Consider the following 21,893-nt stretch of genomic DNA (forward strand, 5'->3'; position numbering starts at 1 on the left):
CTCGCGCAGATGCCGGTGTTCGTTTTCAGCGACTTAGGGCGGAAAACAGCCTGCAGGCAAAGACGCACCGCGATCGAGCACCCTCTACCCCCTTCCAGCGACTTCACTCATCTCATCCACGCCACCACAAAACAAAAAGGGCGCGGTCTTCACGACCGCGCCCCTGAAAAACCAACGAAGATAGATCAACCCTGCTGCTTCGCCGCTGAAGTCGCCTGCATGAACTTCCTCACCTCGTGGTAGAGGGCGTCCTGCTGGGCGGCCGGGGTCTGCTGCTTCACGCCATCCAGCCACGCTTGGGTGGTGGGGGTGTGGGCTTGGGAGACCTGCTGGAGCAGCTCCATGGTGATGGGGACCGTTTTCCCCGCATGGAGGGCGTCAGCCAGGGCCAGCTCTGCGGCACGATCAAAGACCCAGCGCAGGTCCGCCCCGGAGAATCCGGCGGTGGTGGCCACGAGCTGTTCGTGATCGAGCTTGGCAATGGGCTTGTCCTTGGCGAGCAGACGGATTATCTGATGCCGGGCGGCATCATCCGGCGGCGGCACGAAGATGGCCTGGTCAAAACGACCGGGACGACGCAGGGCGGGATCCAGCTGCCAGGGTGAATTGGTGGCACCAATCACCAGGATACGCTGGTTGTCGCTGCGGAGGCCGTCGAGCTCGCTCAGGAACTGGTTCACCACGTTGCGCATCTGCGTGTCACGCACATGCCGGCGGTCTGGCGCCAGGCTGTCCAGTTCGTCGAACACCAGCACGCAGGGCGTGTTGGCCCGGGCGGTTTCGAAGATCTGGTGCAGGTTGCGCTCGATGCTGCCGTAGTACGGGTCAAAGACCTCGTGCAAGCCAATGGCGAAGTAGTTGCAGGACACCTCGCCGGCCGTGGCCCGGAGGATGGTGGTCTTGCCACAGCCGGGAGGACCGTAAAGCAGGATGCCACCGCCGGACTTGCGCCCATAGGCCTTGTACAGGTCTGGATGCTGGAGCGGGTAGATGATCTTGAGACGGATCTCCTCCTTGAGGGCCTCCATGCCACCCACGTCGGCAAAGGTCACGCGGAAGCGCTCGCCATCGCCCGGGGCAAAGAAGGTCTCGGGCCGCCATTCGTACCCGGCAGGCTCATCAAAGGGATCGTCAAAGAACTCCTGGGGCAGCTCGCTGCCGACCTCATCGTCGTCCGGAAGCTCCAGCGGGCTGGAACTGCGATCGCGTCCGAGTTGGGGTGTCGGCTTGGGTACACGGCCCAGATCCGCCTCCAGCGCGGCGTCCGCGGCTGAGGAGTCGATTTCCTGAGCACGCTTGTAGTGCTCCAGCGCCTTGGAGCGCTGGTTCTCAGTAAGGTGAATGCGGGACAGCAGCAGGTGGGCACCTGCATTCTGAGGATGCTTTTGCAGCACCCGTTCCGCCCGGACGGCGGCACCGCTGGTGTCGCCCTGAAGGACAAGCACCCGGGCCAGGCTCAACTGAGCCTCGGCATGGTCTGGCTCCAAAGCCAGCAACCGACCCAGGATTTCCTGAGCCTCTTCCAGGTGGAGCTCATCCAGGCAAGCGTGACCGTACAACAGCAGGAGAGCCGTGTTGTCCGGCGCTTGCGTGAGTGCTTCGCGAAGGGTTTGGAGTCGAGACATGGCAAGAAGCCCGTGTGCGGCTGGACTAGCAACTAAAGTGCCGCTACGAGCGCATTTCCAGAAAATTCTTCAAGAGTCGTTTCCCGTCCTGAGTGAGGATGCTTTCCGGATGGAACTGCACCCCGTGAATGGGGAGTTCCTTGTGGCGCACCCCCATGATTTCCGTGTCGTCATCAGACGCCACCGCCGTTACTTCCAGACAATCAGGAAGGCTCTGACGCTCAATGATCAAGGAATGGTAGCGAGTGGCTTCAAAGTCCTCCGGCATCCCAGAAAATACGGACTGGTTGGTGTGGTGGATGCGGGAGGTCTTCCCATGCATCAGACGAGGGGCGCGAATCACGTTCCCACCGAAAACGTCACCAATGCACTGGTGGCCCAGGCACACCCCCAAAAGGGGGGTCCGGCTGCCAAAGCGGCGGATCACCTCATTGCTGATGCCAGCCTCCTTGGGCGTGCAGGGCCCGGGCGAAATGCAGATGTGATCGGGGTTCAGGGACTCGATCTCCTCCAGCGTGACCTTGTCATTGCGCCGGATCTCCATCGTCGCCCCCATCTCGCCAAAGTACTGGACCAAGTTGTAGGTGAAGGAGTCGTAGTTGTCGATGATCAGGAGCATGGATGGGGCCTCTAGGGAACCAATGTAATGCACGTAACGCCGCTGGCAAACGGCTTGGACGCTTCCCTGCGTCTTGGAGGGGTTCTCAAACCCAGAATGTGCCACTCTCCCCTTCCTCCAGCGCCCATCTCGGCAGCTGGCACCGCCTTTTATTCAAGCATTGCGATCCACCTCTTTTCCACTTTTTCACCCGCCGTTCACCTTCCTTGTTGAGCAACCTGACATCAGCTGAATCGTGTCCGGGACAAAACCAAGCCCAATTTCCCCCACCTCCCACGCAAAGACAGCCAATGCCCCCCATTTCCCTGGTGCTGGTGAACTCCAAAATCAAGGTGTCCGAGAGGCCCTTCTCCTACACACCGAATCGCAGCATCTACCCTACGGAGCAGAGGTACGAGCAAACCCTGGCGACCATCCGGTCGGTCCGGGACAAGATCCCCCGGTCGTACGTCATCTTTGTGGACAACTCCGAACTCCCTCCGGACATGATCGAAGGGCTGCGCGCCTCCGTGGATCTGCTGATCAACCCCACCGACGACAGCACCCTGAACGCAGACACGGATATCAATCCCACGAAAGCGGTGGGGGAGCTCGCACAGGTGCAACTGGGGCTGCAGGCCATCGACCAGCTCGATTTCCAGTGGAAACACCTCTTCAAGATCTGCGGTCGCTACGTGCTCAACGATTCGTTCGAGTACCCCCAGTTCGACAACGCACACAACATTTTCAAGGTCAATCAGCCCCTGACGAAGTACAAAACCGACACTGCACCTGCCGCCGCACCGGTCGTCTTGCCAACACCCAGCCCATCGACGCCCTTCCAGACCGTCATGCGCTGGCTCAAAGGGCCACCACCGCCACCGCCCCAGCCGCCCCCCCGGAACACCACCTGCTACTGGACGAGCTTCTACAAAATCTCCCGCGAACACTACGCCGAGTACAAAAAGGCGGTCTCGAGTTCCTACGATCTCTTCAAAACGGATCCCGCTTACTTCAACGAGCCTCTGGAGCTGATTTTCTGTGAACGAGTCCGACCCAAGCTGGAAGTGGATCGCCTGGGGCTCACCATCAACGCTGCGGTGGAAAACTGGATCGAGGACATCTGACCCTGCCAAGCCATCACCGCTGGGACTGACAAGCCGGGCGGTGCGCCTTGGCGGCTACTCCAAACGCGCAGATGGGCCCCTTCTCCCTAGGGCACGGCAGTGTCAGCCTTCTGGCGCCACAGTTGTGAGAGCTTTTCGGCCTGTGTGTGGTGACGTTCGGCCACGGCGCGCCAGCCGGGCAATCCGCGCGTGACCTCCAGTCCGATCGAGGTGGCACCAGACAGTGCTTTGAAACACTCCTCCACCGCACGTTCATAGCGGCCCCGCTCCTGGTAGGCACTAGCTTTCTCCAGGATCTTCTCAACCTTTTCCCACGCACGCTTCTGCGGACTCCGCCACTTCCAACGGCCGAGCAGCGAGTTTCGCACCCCTTGAATCAACTGCCTGGCCCCCTTTAAGCTCTCCCGAAGCACCTCCAGGATCGCGGCAGCTTCTTCGGACCGCCGTATTTTCGCTTTCTCCAGCGCGCGTCGACGCTCCTCGGCCTCGGTTTTCTCCTTCTCGACCAATTTCGCGTACAGGCCGCCCTTCCCTAGGATCAGCTCATTCAGAGCATCATTGATGCGCTCCGCTTCAGCGGAGAACGGATCTCCCCAGCCCGAGAGGTTTGCCCGGCAGGCTGTGGACGGCTGGGTGAGCAGGCGGAATACTTTCTCATTCCTCAGGCTGCGCTCACAGAGTGCGCCATTCCCGGGATTCACATAGTGATTCTGGTGATAGACACGCGGTTCATCCACAAAACGGAAGCCGATCCCAGCCATCCGGATCCGGTGAACCAGGTCATCGTCATCGTAGGCCACACCTTTGGCATAGCGTTCATCGAACCCGCCCAGTCTTTCGAGATCAGTCCGCGTCAGAGCACCGCAGAAGTGAAAGCCCCGCGGATTGATCGTGGAATGGTTGTACCAGCCTTCCCCCGCCACGAGATGAGGGGCCACCTCCAGTCTGGGCAGGGAGTCTGCCCATTGCGGCACTGCCTCGGGTGCCAGACGCTGCAGGGCCTCCGTGTCGGCTGCGCTTAAGGCATAGCACCCATAGCTGAGGTACACCCCATCGGCCAGATGGGCTCTCACATGGCTGAGGATGTCCCCCACGTGCAGGCACTCGGGATTTTGCAGCACCAGGGCATCTCCCTTCGCCTCTTTGATGGCGAGGTTGAACGGCATGCACGGATTGCAGTACCACTTCCGGTCCGGCTCCAGTCGGATCACCCGGAGAAAGGGAAACTCCAGGCTCAGATCTTCTATGCGCTCCTCCGCACGGCTGCCGTCGTCCACAGCCACCACTTCGAAATCATGGCCGCTCCCGTACCTGGCGAGGCTTTGCAGCGTACGCAGAAAGAGAGCCCTGCGGTTGTAGTAGGCGGTGACAATCGAGATCATGTTCGCAATCGCAGCCGGGGAAATCCAAGCGCCGGCTATTCACTATTTCATAGATCCTTTTCCTGCCAGACCACCCGCTTCACAAAGTCCGCATAGCCGCAGATGACCTTTGCCACCTTCCACGAAACCTGGTCCACATCATAGTCCGGCGGCACCATCGGGATGATGCCCGCCTCCCGCTGGGCCACCGCGACCGCCACAGCTTGGAGGATCCGCTCAGGGTTCAGGCCACTCATCACCAGCACCCCTTCATCCATGCCCTCCGGTCGCTCATGAGCTTCCCGGACGGTGACGGCAGCGAATCCGGCCAGCGCCGCTTCTTCCGTGATCGTGCCGCTGTCGGAGATCGTGCAGTAGGAAGCCTTCTGAAGGGCGACATAGTCAGGGAACCCAAGCGGCGGCATCGTACGGATCGATGGAGGAAGAGTGATCCCCTCAGTCTCCAATCGACGGCGCGTGCGAGGATGAAGCGAGACAATCATCGGAAAACCCGTCTCCCCGTTGAGCATCTCCAACGCCCGCACCAGTGATCGCAAGTGCACCGGCCTGTCCACATTCTCTTCCCGGTGGGCGCTGACCACAAAGTACTTTCTTTCCTCCAACCCCAGACGGGGCAGGATGTCAGAAGCTGCCACCTTGGTCGCATGAAAGGCCAGCACCTCCTTCATGGGCGACCCCGTTTTGATGACCCGATCTTCCGGCAAGCCTTCTCTCAACAGGTTGCGGCGTGCATGCTCGGTGTAGCAGAGGTTGACGTCGCTGGTGTGATCCACAATGCGACGGTTGATCTCCTCAGGGACACGCGAGTCGAAGCAACGATTGCCCGCCTCCATGTGAAAGATGGGAATCCGCCGCCGCTTCGCCGGAATGACGCACAGCGCACTGTTCGTGTCTCCCAGGACGAGGAGCGCCTCTGGCTGTTCCCGCTCATACACGGCGTCAATCTCGCGAATGACGTTGGCAATGGACTCCGCAGCATTCCGTCCCGCCACCTCCAGCACGACATCCGGCCGACGAATCTCAAGCTGATCAAAGAAGATGCCGTTCAACTCGTAGTCGTAGTTCTGCCCGGTATGCACCAGCACGTGGTCCGTGAGCTGGTCCAGAACCGGGATCACGCGACTGAGCCGGATGATCTCCGGCCTCGTGCCCACCACGGTCATCACTTTCATTTTTTTCATCATCGCAGCCCTCCTTCGGAATCAAGTGCAGGGCCAGCCTGCTGCCAGGCTTTCAGCTCCACCAGCTGCTGTTTCAGGGATGGACGTATCCAGTCTGGCTTCAATGTTCGGTCCACTGGTGTGGATGTGTCGGCGGGAATCACCGTCGTCTGCCTTTCCCATGCTTCCGCGAACCACTGAAGCAGTTCAAACTTGCTCACGACTTCAGGGGAACCCACCTGGACCAGTCCATGGCGACATGGGGCAGCCCCTTGCATCACTTCATCCGCGACCTTGGCCCATTCCAGCGTGGTAATCCCATTCCAGAGATGATTGGTGTAGCCAGTAACGCTCCCGCTCTGCCCCAGGAACCACGCGAGCAACCCCTTGCCACCGCCGCCCAGTTCCGGACCGACAATGGAGACACGAAGGCAGAGCACCCGTGGATCCAGCGCCACCGTCTCGCCCAGCGCTTTGGAGAGGCCGTAGATGCTGTCTGCATCCCGTTCCGCCGCGGTCGCATAGCCCCCCGTTTTCCCGGAGAACACGCAGTCACTGCTGGCGTGAATAAGCTTTTGTTCTCCTCCCAGAGTTTGCAGCAGATGCAGGGGGAAGAGGGTATTGGCACGATACATCGTGCCGTCGCACCCTTTTTTCTGCGGGATGGCCCCCAGGGCATTGATTACCCATTCGCATCCGGAGTTTCTCACAGCCTGGAGCAAAGGATCACCCGGTCCGCCCTCATACCGAAGGCCGCTGGTTATCACCTCATACCCACAGTGGGTCAGGTGGGACACGACGACATGCCCCAGCATGCCGCCGTGACCCAATACAAAGACACGCTTCATCATTCAGTGACGCAGTGTGGTGGCCTCATTCGATCAAACCGCAACTGCGGCCCCCAACTCAGCTTTGATGTAGTCCAGCCCGAGCAGCACTTCCGTCAGCTCTTCGTCGGTCAGGCGGCGCGTGTTCTCTGAGGTGTAGTCGATCGCCTCGGTGACCTTCCGCTCCCCTTTCTCCACATAGTTGGCATAGTTGAGATCCCGTGTGTCTGATGGGATGCAGTAGTAACCTTCGCGATCATCCGCCCGGACCATTTCCTCACGGGAAAGCAACGCCTCATGCCGCTTTTCGCCATGTCGCGTGCCAATCACGCGGATCTCTTCCTTCGACTCGAAGATCGATTGCAACACCCGGGCCAGCTGTCCGATCGTCGCCGCAGGCGCTTTATGTACCAGGATGTCTCCACTGCGCCCATACTGAAAGGCATAGAGCACCAGATCCACTGCATCATCGAGGGACATCATGAACCGGGTCATGCCTGGATCCGTCAACGTCAAGGGACGCCCCGCCTTGATCTGCTGCACGAACAGCGGAATCACCGAGCCCCGCGACGCCATGACGTTCCCATAGCGAGTCACGCAGATCGTCGTGCTGCCGGGGGAAAGATTACGAGACTGCGCCGAGGCCACCTTCTCCATCAGGGCCTTCGTCATACCCATCGCATTGATGGGATAGACGGCCTTGTCCGTGCTCAGCACGATGACGTTGCCCACCTTGTTCGCAATGGCAGCCTTCAGGGTGTTTTCAGTACCGAGCACATTGGTATAGACCGCCTCCATCGGATAGAACTCGCAGGACGGCACCTGCTTGAGAGCCGCAGCACTGAAGACCATGTCCACGCCACGCATGGCGTCACTGATGCTCCTGATATCCCGCACGTCTCCAATGTAGAACTTCAAGCGGGAATCGCGGAACTCCATCCGCATATCCTCCTGCTTTTTCTCATCCCGACTGAAGATTCGGATCTCATCCACTTCTTGAGTGAGAAACCGACGCACGACGGCATTGCCGAAGGAACCTGTGCCGCCGGTGATGAGAACGGTTTTTCCAGGGAACTTGGTAGGCAGGAGAGGAGCGGCCATGAAGGAGAATATTGCGATGATGATGGAGCAGCGTCAGACAACAAGACCCGCCTCCTCAAAGAGAATCCTTCCGGCCTTTGAAAGCCAGCATGATTTTCTTCCAAAGTCGGCGGCACCCCGATGGGCGAGCCTGTTGCTTGAGCACTGCTTTCTCCAGTTTTCCAGTCACTTTTTCCACCTTCTTCAGACCATGGGTTACATTCGTCAGCTTCCCTTTGAAGGAGTGGGTCAGACCGTCCAGACGGCGATGCAGTTCCAAAAACCCTTTTTGCACTCTGTCTTCCCTTATTTCCACCTCGGATGGCTCCAGTACTGGCATGAATCGCACAGCCGCCTTCTGACGATCCGTCAGAGGCGAGGAAATAGTTGCGTCATGCAACTTCGTCTTGATGGCGAAGAATGCCCCGAAGGGAGGCGTGGGTTCTCCTTTCCAATTATACCTGTGAAAGTCCCTGCACACATGATGCTGCCAGTCAGCGGGAAAGTCCTCCGGCCCCCACCCTGACTGATGGCGTTGCACAGCTGTCCCCGAAAGTCCCCATCCATCGTGCCCCTCCTCCGCGCACTCTTGCGGGATGAATCCGAGCGGTGTGAAGATGACGATCTGCACGGCCGCCACCCGTTCCATTTCCCGGATCATTTCCAGCCCCACCTCTTTCGGAAGGTGCTCAATGACATCCAAAAGGAAGATGGAATCGAGGCCCCCATCCGGGAAGGATTTCAGAACTTGAAGGGCATCCCCCTGAAGCACCAGGCAACTCGGCAGGTGGGCATACTGATGACGCAGCATCTGCACATACTCGTCGTGCACGTCTGCCATGATGTGCAAGAGCGGACGGAAGAAGGTCATGGGCCTGATGCCACACCCCAGGTCCAACACTTTGCCGGTGGGCCGGATAAACTTCAGCACGTCGTGAAAAAACAGATCCCGACGATGGTGGCAGATGTATCGCACTTCGCCAGGGGCTTCCCCGCGCCCGGCAGCCGGCGGGTGGAGCGCTCGCTGTTTCACCACGTGCCGGTTCAGGATGACAGACATGGATGCCCCCTCTCTTCCGCGGCCGTTTACGAAATCCTTGCTCAGGGGGTGGCCATTGAACCAGTGCACACACATCACCTGATCGTGGAGGCTCTCCAACTTCGTCTCCAACCAGAGGGCCTCCAGATTGAAAACTGGGTAGGGATAGAAGATGTCGTAAGGCACCCCCACCACATCGGGGTAGCGCTGCCGGACCTCCTCGAGAGTCGGATAGAGACCGTTCAGCAAGGTCACACCGAACTCCTGATGGTCCAAGGCTCTTCCATCTGCTGATCTGTCTGAACGCTCCTGGCAGATTTTTATCAACTCTGCATACAGCGGATGACCCGGCAAAGACATCATCACTCCAATGTTGTGCCAGCCGGTCGTGTTTTGGGACAGACAAACTGTCGCTCCCGCCGTCGCCAAGGCACCGCCCAGGCCTTGCACCTGGCCAAATTCAGACATCGGCTTGATCCAGACCACATCGAAGTCCGACCATACCCCGCCGTTCCGGTACAGAAGTTGATAACGGAGGATATCGGACCGCAAAATGTCGGGCAAATGTTCACCAATGCCATATTCCGCCAGATCAACGGTCACGATCTTCACGTACGGCAGCTCCTTTACCGCCGGGAAATGATCGAATCCTAGATAGTCAGGGATGTACTTGACGGCCGAGCCGCTCTTTGCGGCAGGGACGAAGACAGTGATCTCCCAGTCGGGATTAAGATCATGAAAGGTGGTGACGGTCCTGGACTGCAACCACGACATGGGTCCATGGTCCCAGTAAAGATAGAGATGCTTGGGTAAACGAGTCACTGGAGAATGCGCAAGGGGGGGAATTTCGGGGACACAAGACTGGTGCGGCATGGGCGGCCTGGTTTTCTGGCTCGCCACAAGAAAGCAAGGTTAACCCTTGCACCGCCATGAGCCTTCCCACCAAGGTCTCTGTCTTAAGCGAAAGCGCTATGGTAACTCAAGCGCCAACATGCGGCATTTAGACGCCCCAAAGCGCCTCCTCGACGACTCCCCTGCAAGCTTCATCGCTTTAACATCTCATCAAGAACACCTTACGAATTGGCAGGCTGTTCCCATACCGCATGCAATGCGTAAACCTTTGGCAGTAGATCCCTCTCAATTCCCACTTGCGCATAAACTTAATTCATCCATAATATCAACCATTCTCAGGAGCAGCGCCATGCCCCCTGTTCGATCTTCCCCCATCCCGATGACCACGCCCCAGACGTCGCGTCTGATTGCGGTGACTGGCCGGCTGCGGAATGAGCATTTTCACCTTACCACCGACCACCTGCTGCTGGAGGTGGATCGTGCGACCCTGAATCTGAAGCGCGCCTTCGCCGAAGGGAGTGTGGAAGTGCACCTCCACCATGCGCCGCTGGGGCTGGAATACGTCTTCTTTTCCCGCCGCGCGATCTACCAGCCTGACGACGGCCACCTCCACCTGAGCGAATGGCTGGGCACCCGGCAGAACGGCCTTTATGAGCCCTTCCCCGAACCCCGGCGGGAGTTGGTGCTGCCGGTGGACGGGACCTTCTTCATGGAGGAGGAACTCCCTCAGGATCTGAGGGAAAAGGGCCCCGACGCCCTCTGCTATGAAGTGCTGGCAACGTTCTAGTTTCTATCGTCCAATGACCCATGGAAAAATAGCCCCAGATTGCGAATTCATGAATTGCCACGGCATGAAAAACGCTTTAAGGTCGGCCCTCGTGGCCGGGTTGACTCCAACTCATGCCTGAACATCACGGGACTCTGTGATTTGTTCGTCCTTCGGCGGGCATCGCAACGTAAACGAACCACCTTCCAACCCTTCTACCACCTTCCCCGCCGCACATGCCCGACTTACTTTCCAAAGGAGGCCCGCTCGTCTGGTTGCTGCTTTGCTGCTTCGGACTCGCCCTGGCCATCTTTGCAGAGCGTCTCGCATACTTTCACCGCGCGTCGTTGAATGTTGGGGAATTTCTCGCCGGTCTGGCCAGCCTCATCCGGCGCAAGAATTTTTCTGAAGCCCTCCAGGAATGCGTGGCTACGCGGGTGCCAGTGGGTCGCGTACTGCACGCTGCCCTGCTCCGCCACCACGTGCCCCGCGAGCAACTCAAGGAGATCGTTCAGGAAGCGGGCCAGTTGGAAGTGCCCCGCCTGGAGCGCTACCTGAGTGTTCTTCACGGCATCGCCCACGCTGCTCCCTTAATCGGTCTGCTCGGCACCATCGCCGGCCTCATGGACACCTTCACGCAGCTCAACAACGTGAATGGCTACGCCACACCGGCCGATGTGGCCCGCGGCGTTTACCAGAGCCTCATCACCTCCGCCCTCGGCCTGGTGGTGGCCATCCCCAGCTTCCTCTTCTATTCCTTCCTCGCCGCCAAGGCCCGTCACCTGATGCATGATCTGGAGCGCGCCGGCATTGAGGTGGTGAACATCCTGGATGACCACCGTGAACCTGCCCAGAATGCAGATTCGGGTGCCCAGATCGTGGAGTTCCGCCAGAGCGACTCCGGCATGCGCAAGATTGGCAAGAACGCCTGAGTCTCCTCCGGTCGTCCGCTGCAAGCCAGTCCGCCTGTCCTGCCATGAAGCTTGAGAGCCATCTGCCCAAACAGACCTTTTGGCTCTACTTGGGCCCAGTGCTGAATGTGCTGCTCATCCTGCTCATCTTCTTCCTGCTAGGCTCCTCGTTTGTGATCCAGAGCGGCGTGAGCGTGAAGCTCCCCGAAAGCGGCTTCCCCCTCCGCGACTTCCACCATCCGCTCGTCGCCACCGTCACGGCCAACTCCGACCAGTTCCTGTATCTGGAAGGCAGACCAGTGACCCTCTTGGAGATGCGCAAAGGCCTTGAGGAAAAGAAGAAAGAGACCCGCCAGCTCATTATCCATGCGGACGAGATGGCCCCCTTTGGTAGAGTCCAGGAAGTGGCCAATTCCGCACTGAGCCTCGGCTATGAAGTCGCCTATGCGACGCAGCCTGCGCGATGATCGCGGGGTACGGGGCCTCACCCTCTGCAACTATGAGCAGGTGCTCCGGGACTACCTCGATATTGAGCGCAACTCGTGGGACTTCGTCATTCTGGACGAGACCCAGCGCATCAAAAGCTGGGAGGCAAAGACGAGCCGCATCATCAAGGGCCTCCGCTCCCCCTACGCCCTTGTCCTGACCAGCACCCCGCTTGAAAACAGGATCGATGACCTCTTCTCCGTGGTGGAGTTTGTCGATGACCGGAGACTGGGGCCTGCCTACCGCTTCTTCCACAGCCACCGGGTGGCCACGGAGACCGGTCGTGTCTCCGGCTACAAGAATCTGGATACGCTGCGTCAACAACTGGAACCCGTGCTGCTCCGTCGCACCCGGGCCAGCATCGCCCTAGACCTGCCTCCGCGGACGACAGAGATCGTCCGCATCCCCGCCACCGAGGAGCAGCAGCAGTTGCACAATGCCCACATGCTGACGGTGAATGCCATCACCTCCAAGAAGTTCCTCAGCGAGATGGATCTGCTGCGGCTTCAGAAGGCCCTGTTGATGGCGAGAATGAGCGCCAACAGCACCTATCTCGTGGACAAGCAATCGCCCGGCTTCTCGAGCAAGCTCGACCGTCTGTCTGAGCTGCTGGAGGCCCTGAGCGCCGAACCCGAGCGAAAGATCATCCTCTTCACGGAATGGACCACGATGCTTAATCTCATCGAACCCCTTCTAGAGAGGCTCAAGATGGCCTTTGTGAGGCTGGACGGCCAGGTGGCCCAGAAGAAGCGGCAGGCGCTGGTGTCAGAGTTCCAAGGTAATCCGAATTGCCGGGTGTTCCTCACCACGAACGCCGGCTCCACCGGACTCAACCTCCAGGCCGCCGACACGGTCATCAACGTGGATCTGCCGTGGAACCCCGCATTGCTTGAGCAGCGCATCGCCCGAGCCCATCGCATGGGCCAGAAGCGCAAGGTCCAGGTGCACTTGCTGGTGACCGAGGGCACGATTGAGGAGAACCTGCTGGCCACGCTGGGGGCAAAACACGAACTGGCGTCAGCAGTTTTGGATCCTGATTCTACCTTGCAGGAAGTGGCCCTGACCTCCGGGATTGAAGAACTCAAACGACGTCTGGAGGTATTGCTGGGTGCCAAGGTCGAAGCGGATCTGGATGTGTCCTCCAAGAATCAGGCGGAGGTCGCAGCCGGGATCAGCGCAGGAGCAACGCCTCCCGCCGATGCAGAACGCAAGGCCCGCGTCGCTGAGGCAACCGGAACACTGATGGCCAGCGCCTTCAGCCTCCTGGGTGAGCTTCTGCCGTCCGGAAAAGTGGCCCCGCCTGAGGAATCGGTGAATGCCCTCCAGGCAGCCTTGCTGGAGAATGTCGTCGTGGGTGAAGACGGCCAGCCGACACTGACGTTGAAGCTGCCCAACCAGGAAAGCGTCAACGCCATGGCGACGGCTTTGGCGAAGTTGATGAGCCTTGGGAGTGGTGTGGGGGCGTGATGGAGGGTGGAGATGGACTTCGCTTTGACTGCATGGTGACTCGCGCTTGATCGCGGCCAGAAAACGGTGTCGAGCCACCGTACTCCAAGACGCTTCGCGTTGTTGGAAGTGCTGGGGAGTGAGGTCGAGGTGGGAGGTTGGATGCTTCAGTTGGGCACAGAGCACGCGCGAGTTTTCCGAGCCAGCCCTTTTCAAAGCTCGCGCCAGCGTCTTGGAGTGCTGGTGGCTCGACACCGCTTTCGCCGGCACCACGCGAGGACAACGAGCGCAGTGGGGCGAACCGCTGATTGCGCGGCCACACGGCAGCCATCAGCGCTAATGTCTCACCGACCCAGCTCCCATTTCGCGGCACGAGGAACTCACAAGCGCCGCCAAAGCGGCGGTTCCCGCGCGCACTCCAAAGATGCTTCGCATCCAGGTGGAGGAAGTGCCGAGATAAGATTGCTACATCGAACCTGCCTTCGAACCCGGAGGGCTCATCATGTGCAACCCTTGGTTGATCCGCATTCGTTGCTACCGCGGAGCGGTAGGCCCATCGCATCGCCCACCCCACCCCACCCACAAAAAACCGCCGCCCCAGTTTCCCAGGACGACGGCAACAACTCAATCAGATCAACCGATCAAGCCTTGTGATAATCCTGAAGGGCGCGCACTTCGATGTCAGCGGCCTGGAGGGACTTGATGGCTCTGAGGCTTGCATCCGCGGCACGCACGGTGGTCATGATGGGGATGCGGTTGGCCACGGCGGCGGTGCGGATCTTGATCTCATCCGCACGCGGGCTCTTGCCGGAGGGCGTGTTGATGATGAACTGGATCTGCTTGTTTTTGATGAGGTCCAGCACGTTCGGACGCTGACCGCTGGCCAGTTTCGGAAGCACCTTCACGGGAATGCCTTCGGCCTCCAGAAGCTGGGCGGTGCCGGGCGTTGCGTAGAGGACGAACCCGAGATCCGAGTAACCCTTGGATACCGCGGCCACGCTGGTCTTGTCGGACTCCTTCACGCTCACGAAGATGTTGCCGCCCTTGGGCAGAGCACCGCCGGCAGCCATCTGGCTCTTGGCGAAGGCCATGCCGAAATCCGGGTCAATGCCCATCACCTCGCCGGTGGACTTCATCTCAGGCCCAAGCGTGATGTCCACACCGGGGAACTTGCTGAAGGGGAACACCGCTTCTTTGACGCTGTAGTGCGGCGGGGTCACCTCGGTGGTGAAGCCCAGGTCCTTGAGCTTCTCACCCATCATGATCTTGGCCGCGTACTTGGCGAGCGGCACGCCGATCGCCTTGCTCACGAAGGGAACCGTGCGGCTGGCGCGCGGGTTGACCTCGATCACATACAAATCATCGCCTTTCACAGCGAGCTGCATGTTCATCAGACCGCGCACGTCGAGAGCGCGGGCCAGTTTCTTGGCGGCATCGGTGATGCGAACCTGCATCTCCTGGGTGAGGCTGAAGGGCGGGATCACGCAGGCACTGTCACCGCTGTGAATGCCCGCTTCTTCAATGTGCTCCATGATGGCACCCACCACCGTGGTCTCACCGTCGCTGATGCAGTCCACGTCCACTTCGGTGGCGTCTTCCAGGAAGTGGTCCACGAGCACCGGGCGCTCAGGGCTGGCCTCCACGGCGTTCTGCATGTAGTGAATGAGCTCCGCGTCGCTGTACACGATCTGCATGGCGCGACCGCCCAGCACGAAGGAGGGGCGGACGAGGCTCGGGTAACCAATGCGGGCCGTGATGGCGAGGGCCTCTTCCGTCGAGACCGCCGTGCCGCTGGGAGCCTGGTTCAAGCCCAGCTCATCCAACAGGGCGGCGAAGAGCTTGCGGTCCTCAGCGAGCTCGATGCTCTTGGGGCTGGTACCGATGATCGGTACGCCCGCAGCAGCCAGACCAGCGGCGAGGTTCAGCGGGGTCTGACCACCGAACTGCACGATCACGCCCCAGGGCTTCTCCTGCTCGCAGATGTTCAGCACATCTTCCAGGGTCAGCGGCTCAAAGTAGAGCTTGTCGCTGGTGTCATAGTCCGTGGAAACCGTCTCGGGGTTGGAGTTGACCATGATGGCCTCGAACCCGAGTTCGCGGGCGGCGAAGGCGGCGTGAACACAACAATAGTCGAACTCGATGCCCTGACCGATGCGGTTGGGACCACCACCGAGGATGATCACCTTCTTCTTGTCAGAATCGCGGCGCTCGTTCTCGATGCCGTAGGTGGAGTAGTAGTACGGCGTGTAGGCCTCGAACTCAGCAGCGCAGGTGTCCACCAGACGGTAGGTGGGGATCACACCATACTTGATGCGACCAGCCCGAAGCTGTTCGTCGGTGATGCGATACTGCGTGGCGAGCTGTTTGTCTGAGAAGCCCTGCTTCTTCATCTTCAGCATCGAGGCGCGCAGCACGGCGGCCTTGCGCTCCTCAGTGAGCTCCGCTGCCGGAATCTGGCTGAACAGATGCTCGGCGGTGTTCACCGAGATCTGCTGGGTCGCGTGCACAATTTCCTGAATCTGCCGGAGGAACCAGCGGTCGATCTGGGTGAGGGAAAACACCTTCTCCACATCCCAGCCGCGGTCGAAGGCCTGGGCGAGGAAGAAGATGCGCTCTGCATTCGGCACGGTGAGCTTTGTGGTGAGCGTCTCGTCATCCACTTCCTTGTCAGCGCCATCGCCGAGCAGGCCAAAGCGCTTGATCTCGAGGGAGCGGAGGGCCTTCTGAAGGCTTTCCTTGAACGTACGGCCGATGGCCATGGCCTCACCCACAGACTTCATCTGCGTGGTCAGGGTGGTGTCGGCACCGGGGAACTTTTCAAACGTGAATCGCGGCACCTTCGTCACCACGTAGTCGATGGTGGGCTCGAAGCTGGCCGGGGTCTCGCGGGTGATGTCGTTCTTCAGCTCATCCAGCGTGTAGCCCACGGCGAGCTTGGCAGCGATCTTGGCGATGGGGAACCCAGTAGCTTTGGAGGCCAGGGCGGAGCTACGACTCACACGCGGGTTCATCTCGATCACGATCATGCGACCCGTGGTGGGATGCACGGCAAACTGGATGTTGGAACCACCCGTCTCCACGCCGATCTCACGGATACAGGCGAAGCTGGCATCCCGCATGATCTGGTACTCACGGTCCGTGAGGGTCTGGATGGGGGCCACGGTGATGGAGTCACCCGTGTGCACGCCCATGGGGTCCAGGTTCTCAATGGAGCAGATGACCACGCAGTTGTCGGCGCGGTCACGCATCACTTCCATTTCGAATTCCTTCCAACCCAGGAGCGACTCCTCGATCAGCACTTCATTGACCGGGGACATGTCGATGCCGCGGGCCACGATGGTCTCAAACTCCTCGCGGTTGTAGGCGATGCCGCCGCCGCTGCCGCCAAGCGTGAAGGCGGGGCGGATGATGAGCGGATAGGTGCCGATCTCCTCCGCAATGACAAGCGCCTCTTCCAGCTTGTGGGCCACGCCCGACTGCGGCAGGTCGAGCCCGATCTTGAGCATCGCGTTCTTGAAGAGCAGACGGTCTTCGCCTTTCTCGATCGCGTCCGCCTTGGCGCCGATCATGCGCACGTTGTACTTCTCCAGCACGCCGCCCTTGAAGAGGGACATGGCCGTGTTCAGAGCCGTCTGACCGCCCAGGGTGGGCAGCAGAGCGTCGGGGCGTTCCTTGGCGATGATCTTTTCCACCACCTCAGGGGTGATCGGCTCCACATAGGTGCGGGCCGCGAACTCCGGGTCGGTCATGATGGTGGCCGGGTTGGAGTTCACGAGCACCACCTCGTAGCCCTCCTCCCTCAGGGCCTTGCAGGCCTGGACGCCGGAATAGTCAAACTCACAACCCTGACCAATGACGATAGGGCCGGAGCCGATCAGGAGAATCTTGTGGATACTGGTGTCTTTGGGCATGGGAAGGAGGACGGGACGCGGGCAAAAATGGTGGTTTACATGGCACGCCCGAGGGGTGGTGTAAAGGAGAGAGACGAGACAAGAGACCACAAGCTCCCCAGTCCGGGCTCTGCAGCCCGCATCTGGAGGGGGAGAAGGAGGCCTGCCAGCCGGGTGGTGACGATAAAATCACACAGGGCAGTCGGCGTTGCCACAAGTCGGTGGATGCCAGCGCTTTTTCACAGATTCCCGCCAGCGGGCTGGACAAAATCCCCCGCCCTCCCCTAGACTCCCAATTAACCGCTGCCTCTATGACTGAACTTCTTGTGTATGCCCCGGGTCTTCGTGATGAGGAAAAAGTCCTCCAACTGGGCCACCAGATGGACATGTTGCCCGCCCGCTACAAGCTCGATGCTCCCCATGACATGGTGTACTTCGAGATCGATGATCCCAACCGCGTCACGCTGAAGCAGTTCAGCGACCTTTTCGAGAACATCGGCCTGCAGGCCCGTTTCGTCGGCCAAATCCCCACGAACTTGCGCCGTGGCGATGTGACGGACCGGCTGGTCTGAGCCCCTCAGACCTCACCAAAAGGTTAGGAAAGTCCATCCTGAGGCCGTCAACTGCCTCAGACAGACAGAGAACGTTCATTGCGCTGCGCCCATGACGGTGCATGGTGCGAACCTGTCTCATGGACCTCCTTTGCCTACCCGGACGTCTCTTCCTCAATTTCCTGATCTACATGGGTCAGCTCGCCGCACTTCTGCGGGAGTTGGGCATTGCCATCAAGTCCGGGGTCTGGCGGATGCGCTTGGTCGCCCACCAGATCGTCTCGATCGGCTACGGCTCCCAGGTGGTGGTAGTCGTGACGGGAGCCTTCACCGGAGCGGTGTTCACGGCTCAGACCTACTTTAAGTTCAAAGACTTCGGCGTGGAGACCGGGGTCGGAGCCATCGTTTCGGTGGCGATGTGCCGTGAGCTGGGTCCCGTGCTGGCAGGGCTGATGGTGACCGGGCGAGTGGGCGCGGCCATGGCAGCGGAGATTGGCACCATGAAGGTGACCGAGCAGATCGACGCCCTCCGGGCCCTCGGCGTGCATCCGGTGGACTACCTGATGCTGCCGCGATTCTTCGCCATGCTGATCAGCATGCCCCTTCTCATCGCGGAGAGCATCACCTTCGGTCTGGCTGCCTCCTACTGCGTGGTGGTATTTGGCTTTGGCGTGCCCAGCGCCTGGTTCTGGCAGCACGTGGTGGAGCACACGAATGAGCAGGACATCATCTATGGCATGATCAAGGGCCTGATCTTCGGCATCCTGATCACGGTCATCTCCTGCCATCAGGGCCTCACGGCGAGCGACGGTGCAGTAGGTGTGGGCATCGGCACGACGCGTGCGGTCGTTTATTCCTCATTGGCCCTGCTCATCTGCAATTTCTTCCTCTCCATCCTTCTGAACTACTTCTTCCCGCTCGGCACTGCGATGTAAGCAGGCGCCCTCTTTCCACAGCCGCCCCATGGCCCAATCCCCGCCCAACTCCAGCTCTCCCTTCATCTCCGTGCGCGGCCTGACTCGCAAGATCGGGTGGCAGGAGATCCTGCGTGGGCTGGACCTGGATGTGCATCGCGGGGAGACCTTGATGCTCATCGGCCCCAGCGGCGAAGGGAAGAGCGTGCTGCTGAAGCACCTGATCGGCCTGATGAAGCCCGACAGCGGCAGCATCGTCGTCAACGGAACGAACATGACGGGGTTGCGCGAACGTCAGATGGCCCCCATTCGCAAACAGATCGGCATCCTCTTTCAAAACGCGGCCCTCTTCGACAGCCTCACCGTGGAGCAGAATGTCGGCTTCCCTCTGGTGGAAAGCGGCATCCGCGATCGCAAGGAGATCGAGCAGCGTGTGCACGAGGCGCTGGAAGTCGTGGAGCTGGCCCAGCATAAGGACAAGATGCCCGTGAATCTCTCCGGCGGCATGCGCAAACGCGTGGGCATCGCCCGGGCCATCGTCCCCCGGCCGCAATGTGTGCTGTATGATGAGCCCACGGCCGGTCTGGACCCGATCGTCTCCGACGTGATCGACCAGATGATCCTCCGCCTCCAGAAGCGCTATGGCGTGACCTCCATCGTGGTGACGCATGACATGAAGAGCGTCTTCAAAATCGCCAACCGGGTCGCTATGCTCAAGCGCGGGGTCATTCACTTCCTCGGCACGCCCGAGGAGCTGCGCAACTCCCCTGATCCCGAAGTGCAAGATTTCATCGAGGGCCGCTCCGGAGTCACAGGTTGACCCTGTGCCACCTGCCCAGCCCACCAGTCAGCCCTCTCACCCTTTCCCCGACCCACCTGCCTTTGCCCCACCATGGAAGAACGCGATAGAAAATCTGAATTGCTCGTCGGGCTGTTCCTGTTCATCGGCATGCTGCTGCTGGCCTACCTGATCCTCCAGTTCGGCAGTGTGCGGGAGCTCTTCAAGCCCACCTATGCCCTGACCGTGGAGCTGGCTGATGGCACCGGCATCCGGGAATCCACCCCGGTCATGCTGGGTGGCTCCCGCGTGGGCAAGGTGACGGAGAAGCCCGTGCTCAACGCCGCGCAGAACGGGGTCATCATCTCCCTCCAGGTGTATCAGAACACCAAGATCGGCTCAGATGCCAAGTTCGGCATTGGCACCTCAGGCTTGCTGGGAGACTCGTTCATCGAGATCAAACCCAGCGGGAAGGAGCCCACGAGCTTCATCGAACCCGGGGCTCACATCAAAGGGGAGGTTTCTGCCGGGCTTGCCGGACTCCAGAACTCTGCGGAACAGATTGCCAACAAGGTGGATGTGGCTCTGGAGGACATCCGGCTGGCGGTGGCGGACCTGCGGGTCTCGCTGAAACGTGTCAATGACGGCGCGCTCTCAGAGAAAGGGATGGCGGATGTGAAGGACTCGTTCTCCAAGTTCAACAACATCGTCACCCGTCTGGATGAGAAGACACTGAACGAAGAGACCAGCCAGCACGTGAAAGAAGCGGTGCGCAGCTTCAAAGAGGCAGCCAAATCCCTCGAGGAGTCGGTGAAGAAGCTCCAGCCTGCCTTTGCCAAATTGGATGGTGTGGTGACCAAGATCGACGGCGTGGTCACGAAGGCGGACACCGTCATGGGCAGTGCCGATGGAGCCATGAAGTCCATCGACGAAAGCGCCGATGCCATTGGCAAGGTCGCCACGGACTTGCGCAAGGGTGAAGGCCTGCTGCCTGCATTGATCAATGATTCAGCGCTCAAGACCGACTTCAAGAACCTGATCTCCAACATGCGCCAGCGCGGCATCCTGTTCTACAAGGACAGGTCTCCCACCGACTCGGCCACGGTTCCTCCCTTGGCTCCGTCCACGAGTTCCGGTCAGAAGCCCCGCTCAGGTTCATCGCGCCCCAATCCTCCTCTCGGCGGCCGCGGTCGCTGAAGGCAGCCCCTCTTGGGGACTCATGTACCAGGAAGGCTTGGTTTGTTTGTTATCTGGGGTAATGCGGTTCTTGAAATTGCATTTGCATTTCGAATAACAAATAACGAATAACCGCTGTCGGCCTCCCATTCTCTTGCGCCAGCGGCAGGGTGGACGAAGATTGTTCCACCTTATTCCCTTCCCCCCTGGATGCCTGTCCCCTGGTCCATCCGGCTTGTCCGGACCCTCTTTCTCACGGTAGCGGTGCTCATTGGCGCCACCATCGCGCTGGGCTTTCAGCAGCCCGCCTGGCTGGGAATTGTGTGTGGCCTCATCGCCGGCGGATTCTTCGTGCTGGTGGATTCCCTGCTGGCTCAGTTCAGCTTCCGGGAGTTTTCATTCAGCGTCTTTGGCCTGCTGGTGGGCATGTTCTGCGCCTTCCTGATCACCAAGATCGGCCTCTTTGACCTGCCGTGGTTTCGCAATCTCGATGCTTCCACGGACCCCTTCCGGAGTATCGACTCCATCCGGAGCATCGTGGAAATCTGCCTCTACAGTGTCTTCGGATTCCTGGGCATGAGCCTGGCCCTCCGCAGTGACCGGGACCAGTTCTCCTTCATCATCCCCTACGTCCGCTTCCGCCGCGATGCCTCCGAAGGCGAGCCGATGCTGCTCGACAGCAACGTCATCATTGATGGCCGCATCCCCAAGGTCTTTTCCACCGGCTTTCTCAGCGGACGTTTTGTGATCCCCCGTTTTGTGTTGGATGAGTTGCAACGCTTGGCCGATTCTCGCGAACCGCTGAAGAGTGCCCGTGGAAAACGCGGTCTGGACTGTGTCCAGGCCATGCGGGAGGCGCACGGCATCGAGCTGACCATCCACGAGGACCCTCTTCACGAGAATCAGCCTGTGGATACCCGGCTGGTCACTCTGGCCCGCGAACTGAACGCCCGGCTCCTCACCAACGATGTGAATCTGGGCAAGGTGGCTTCCGTCCGGAGTGTGACCGTGCTGAACTTTAACGACCTCGCTCGCGCGCTGCAGCCAGAGGTCGCCACCGGGGATGAGTTTGACCTCAGCCTCGTCAAGCCGGGCAAGGACAAGCACCAGGCGGTGGGTTATCTGCCGGATGGGGCCATGATCGTGGTCAATCACGCCTCCCAGTTCCTGGGGGAAACGGTGCCCATCGTGGTGAGCGGCACCCTCCAGACCTCCGCTGGCAGGCTGATCTTTGCAGAGCTCCGATCCGCCGACACGGTGGTGGAACGTTGATCGAACCCCGATC

18 protein-coding genes are annotated in these 21,893 nt (G+C 60.0%); 10 read left to right on the top strand and 8 right to left on the bottom strand.

Features of this window, described 5'->3' with window-relative positions:
- Positions 1 to 185 precede the first annotated feature (185 nt).
- Together BV106_RS01350 and BV106_RS01355 are read right to left on the bottom strand one after the other, a co-directional pair.
- The gene (locus BV106_RS01350; protein WP_051944718.1) at positions 186 to 1,625 is read right to left on the bottom strand and encodes an AAA family ATPase; all 1,440 of its coding nucleotides are present in this window, start codon (positions 1,623 to 1,625) and stop codon (positions 186 to 188) included.
- Between the two features lie 43 nt (positions 1,626 to 1,668).
- A complete protein-coding gene (locus BV106_RS01355; protein ID WP_038159331.1) occupies positions 1,669 to 2,244 on the bottom strand; it encodes an aminodeoxychorismate/anthranilate synthase component II in 576 nt (191 codons plus the stop codon).
- A 290-nt stretch (positions 2,245 to 2,534) separates the two neighbouring features.
- Between BV106_RS01355 and BV106_RS01360 the strand changes: the two genes are divergently transcribed.
- Complete coding sequence (locus tag BV106_RS01360) at positions 2,535 to 3,350, top strand: hypothetical protein (RefSeq protein WP_038159334.1); 816 nt, start codon at positions 2,535 to 2,537, stop codon at positions 3,348 to 3,350.
- Positions 3,351 to 3,436: 86 nt separating this feature from the next.
- On the opposite strand, the gene BV106_RS01365 is transcribed toward BV106_RS01360, so the two are convergent.
- Genes BV106_RS01365 through BV106_RS34885 form a run of 5 tightly spaced genes read right to left on the bottom strand, consistent with a single transcriptional unit; the run spans position 3,437 to position 9,612 of the window.
- Positions 3,437 to 4,732 carry a glycosyltransferase gene (locus BV106_RS01365; protein WP_038159338.1) on the bottom strand — a complete coding sequence of 432 codons (1,296 nt, stop codon included), beginning with the start codon at positions 4,730 to 4,732 and terminating at the stop codon, positions 3,437 to 3,439.
- A 47-nt stretch (positions 4,733 to 4,779) separates the two neighbouring features.
- Entirely contained in the window at positions 4,780 to 5,913 is a 1,134-nt protein-coding gene (gene wecB, locus BV106_RS01370) for a UDP-N-acetylglucosamine 2-epimerase (non-hydrolyzing) (protein ID WP_038159398.1), read from the bottom strand.
- Positions 5,913 to 6,743 carry a sugar nucleotide-binding protein gene (locus BV106_RS01375; protein WP_051944721.1) on the bottom strand — a complete coding sequence of 277 codons (831 nt, stop codon included), beginning with the start codon at positions 6,741 to 6,743 and terminating at the stop codon, positions 5,913 to 5,915. The genes wecB and BV106_RS01375 overlap by 1 nt, the downstream gene beginning before the upstream one ends.
- 30 nt (positions 6,744 to 6,773) lie before the next feature.
- Entirely contained in the window at positions 6,774 to 7,820 is a 1,047-nt protein-coding gene (locus BV106_RS01380) for an SDR family NAD(P)-dependent oxidoreductase (RefSeq protein ID WP_051944723.1), read from the bottom strand.
- Positions 7,821 to 7,875: 55 nt separating this feature from the next.
- Positions 7,876 to 9,612 carry a glycosyltransferase gene (locus BV106_RS34885; RefSeq protein ID WP_051944726.1) on the bottom strand — a complete coding sequence of 579 codons (1,737 nt, stop codon included), beginning with the start codon at positions 9,610 to 9,612 and terminating at the stop codon, positions 7,876 to 7,878.
- A 457-nt stretch (positions 9,613 to 10,069) separates the two neighbouring features.
- Between BV106_RS34885 and BV106_RS01390 the strand changes: the two genes are divergently transcribed.
- The 4 genes from BV106_RS01390 to BV106_RS01405 all read left to right on the top strand — a co-directional run bounded on the left by BV106_RS01390 (position 10,070) and on the right by BV106_RS01405 (position 13,320).
- Positions 10,070 to 10,477 carry a hypothetical protein gene (locus BV106_RS01390; protein ID WP_038159341.1) on the top strand — a complete coding sequence of 136 codons (408 nt, stop codon included), beginning with the start codon at positions 10,070 to 10,072 and terminating at the stop codon, positions 10,475 to 10,477.
- A 215-nt stretch (positions 10,478 to 10,692) separates the two neighbouring features.
- Positions 10,693 to 11,388 (top strand): MotA/TolQ/ExbB proton channel family protein, encoded by a 696-nt coding sequence (locus BV106_RS01395; protein WP_038159345.1) that lies wholly within the window; start codon positions 10,693 to 10,695, stop codon positions 11,386 to 11,388.
- Between the two features lie 44 nt (positions 11,389 to 11,432).
- Positions 11,433 to 11,834: a biopolymer transporter ExbD gene (locus BV106_RS01400; RefSeq protein WP_009965206.1), complete on the top strand. Its 402-nt coding sequence runs from the start codon at positions 11,433 to 11,435 to the stop codon at positions 11,832 to 11,834.
- Positions 11,812 to 13,320 carry a DEAD/DEAH box helicase gene (locus BV106_RS01405; RefSeq protein WP_265595214.1) on the top strand — a complete coding sequence of 503 codons (1,509 nt, stop codon included), beginning with the start codon at positions 11,812 to 11,814 and terminating at the stop codon, positions 13,318 to 13,320. The genes BV106_RS01400 and BV106_RS01405 overlap by 23 nt, the downstream gene beginning before the upstream one ends.
- A 620-nt stretch (positions 13,321 to 13,940) precedes the next feature.
- On the opposite strand, the gene carB is transcribed toward BV106_RS01405, so the two are convergent.
- On the bottom strand, positions 13,941 to 17,210 hold the full coding sequence (carB, locus tag BV106_RS01410; protein WP_038159351.1) for a carbamoyl-phosphate synthase large subunit: 3,270 nt from the start codon (positions 17,208 to 17,210) through the stop codon (positions 13,941 to 13,943).
- 290 nt (positions 17,211 to 17,500) lie between these two features.
- On the opposite strand from carB, the gene BV106_RS01415 reads away from it, so the two are divergent.
- The 5 genes from BV106_RS01415 to BV106_RS01435 all read left to right on the top strand — a co-directional run bounded on the left by BV106_RS01415 (position 17,501) and on the right by BV106_RS01435 (position 21,880).
- Positions 17,501 to 17,761, top strand: coding sequence for a hypothetical protein (locus BV106_RS01415; RefSeq protein WP_009965210.1), 261 nt, complete (start codon positions 17,501 to 17,503; stop codon positions 17,759 to 17,761).
- A 119-nt stretch (positions 17,762 to 17,880) separates the two neighbouring features.
- Positions 17,881 to 18,675 (top strand): ABC transporter permease, encoded by a 795-nt coding sequence (locus tag BV106_RS01420; protein WP_038159408.1) that lies wholly within the window; start codon positions 17,881 to 17,883, stop codon positions 18,673 to 18,675.
- 28 nt (positions 18,676 to 18,703) lie between these two features.
- Positions 18,704 to 19,474 carry an ABC transporter ATP-binding protein gene (locus BV106_RS01425; RefSeq protein ID WP_051944729.1) on the top strand — a complete coding sequence of 257 codons (771 nt, stop codon included), beginning with the start codon at positions 18,704 to 18,706 and terminating at the stop codon, positions 19,472 to 19,474.
- 72 nt (positions 19,475 to 19,546) lie between these two features.
- On the top strand, positions 19,547 to 20,629 hold the full coding sequence (locus BV106_RS01430; RefSeq protein WP_038159355.1) for an MlaD family protein: 1,083 nt from the start codon (positions 19,547 to 19,549) through the stop codon (positions 20,627 to 20,629).
- 189 nt (positions 20,630 to 20,818) lie between these two features.
- On the top strand, positions 20,819 to 21,880 hold the full coding sequence (locus BV106_RS01435; protein WP_051944732.1) for a PIN domain-containing protein: 1,062 nt from the start codon (positions 20,819 to 20,821) through the stop codon (positions 21,878 to 21,880).
- Positions 21,881 to 21,893: the final 13 nt, after the last annotated feature.

Origin of the sequence: Verrucomicrobium sp. BvORR106 (genome assembly GCF_000739655.1) — a bacterium.
Taxonomy (GTDB): Bacteria; Verrucomicrobiota; Verrucomicrobiia; order Verrucomicrobiales; family Verrucomicrobiaceae; genus Verrucomicrobium.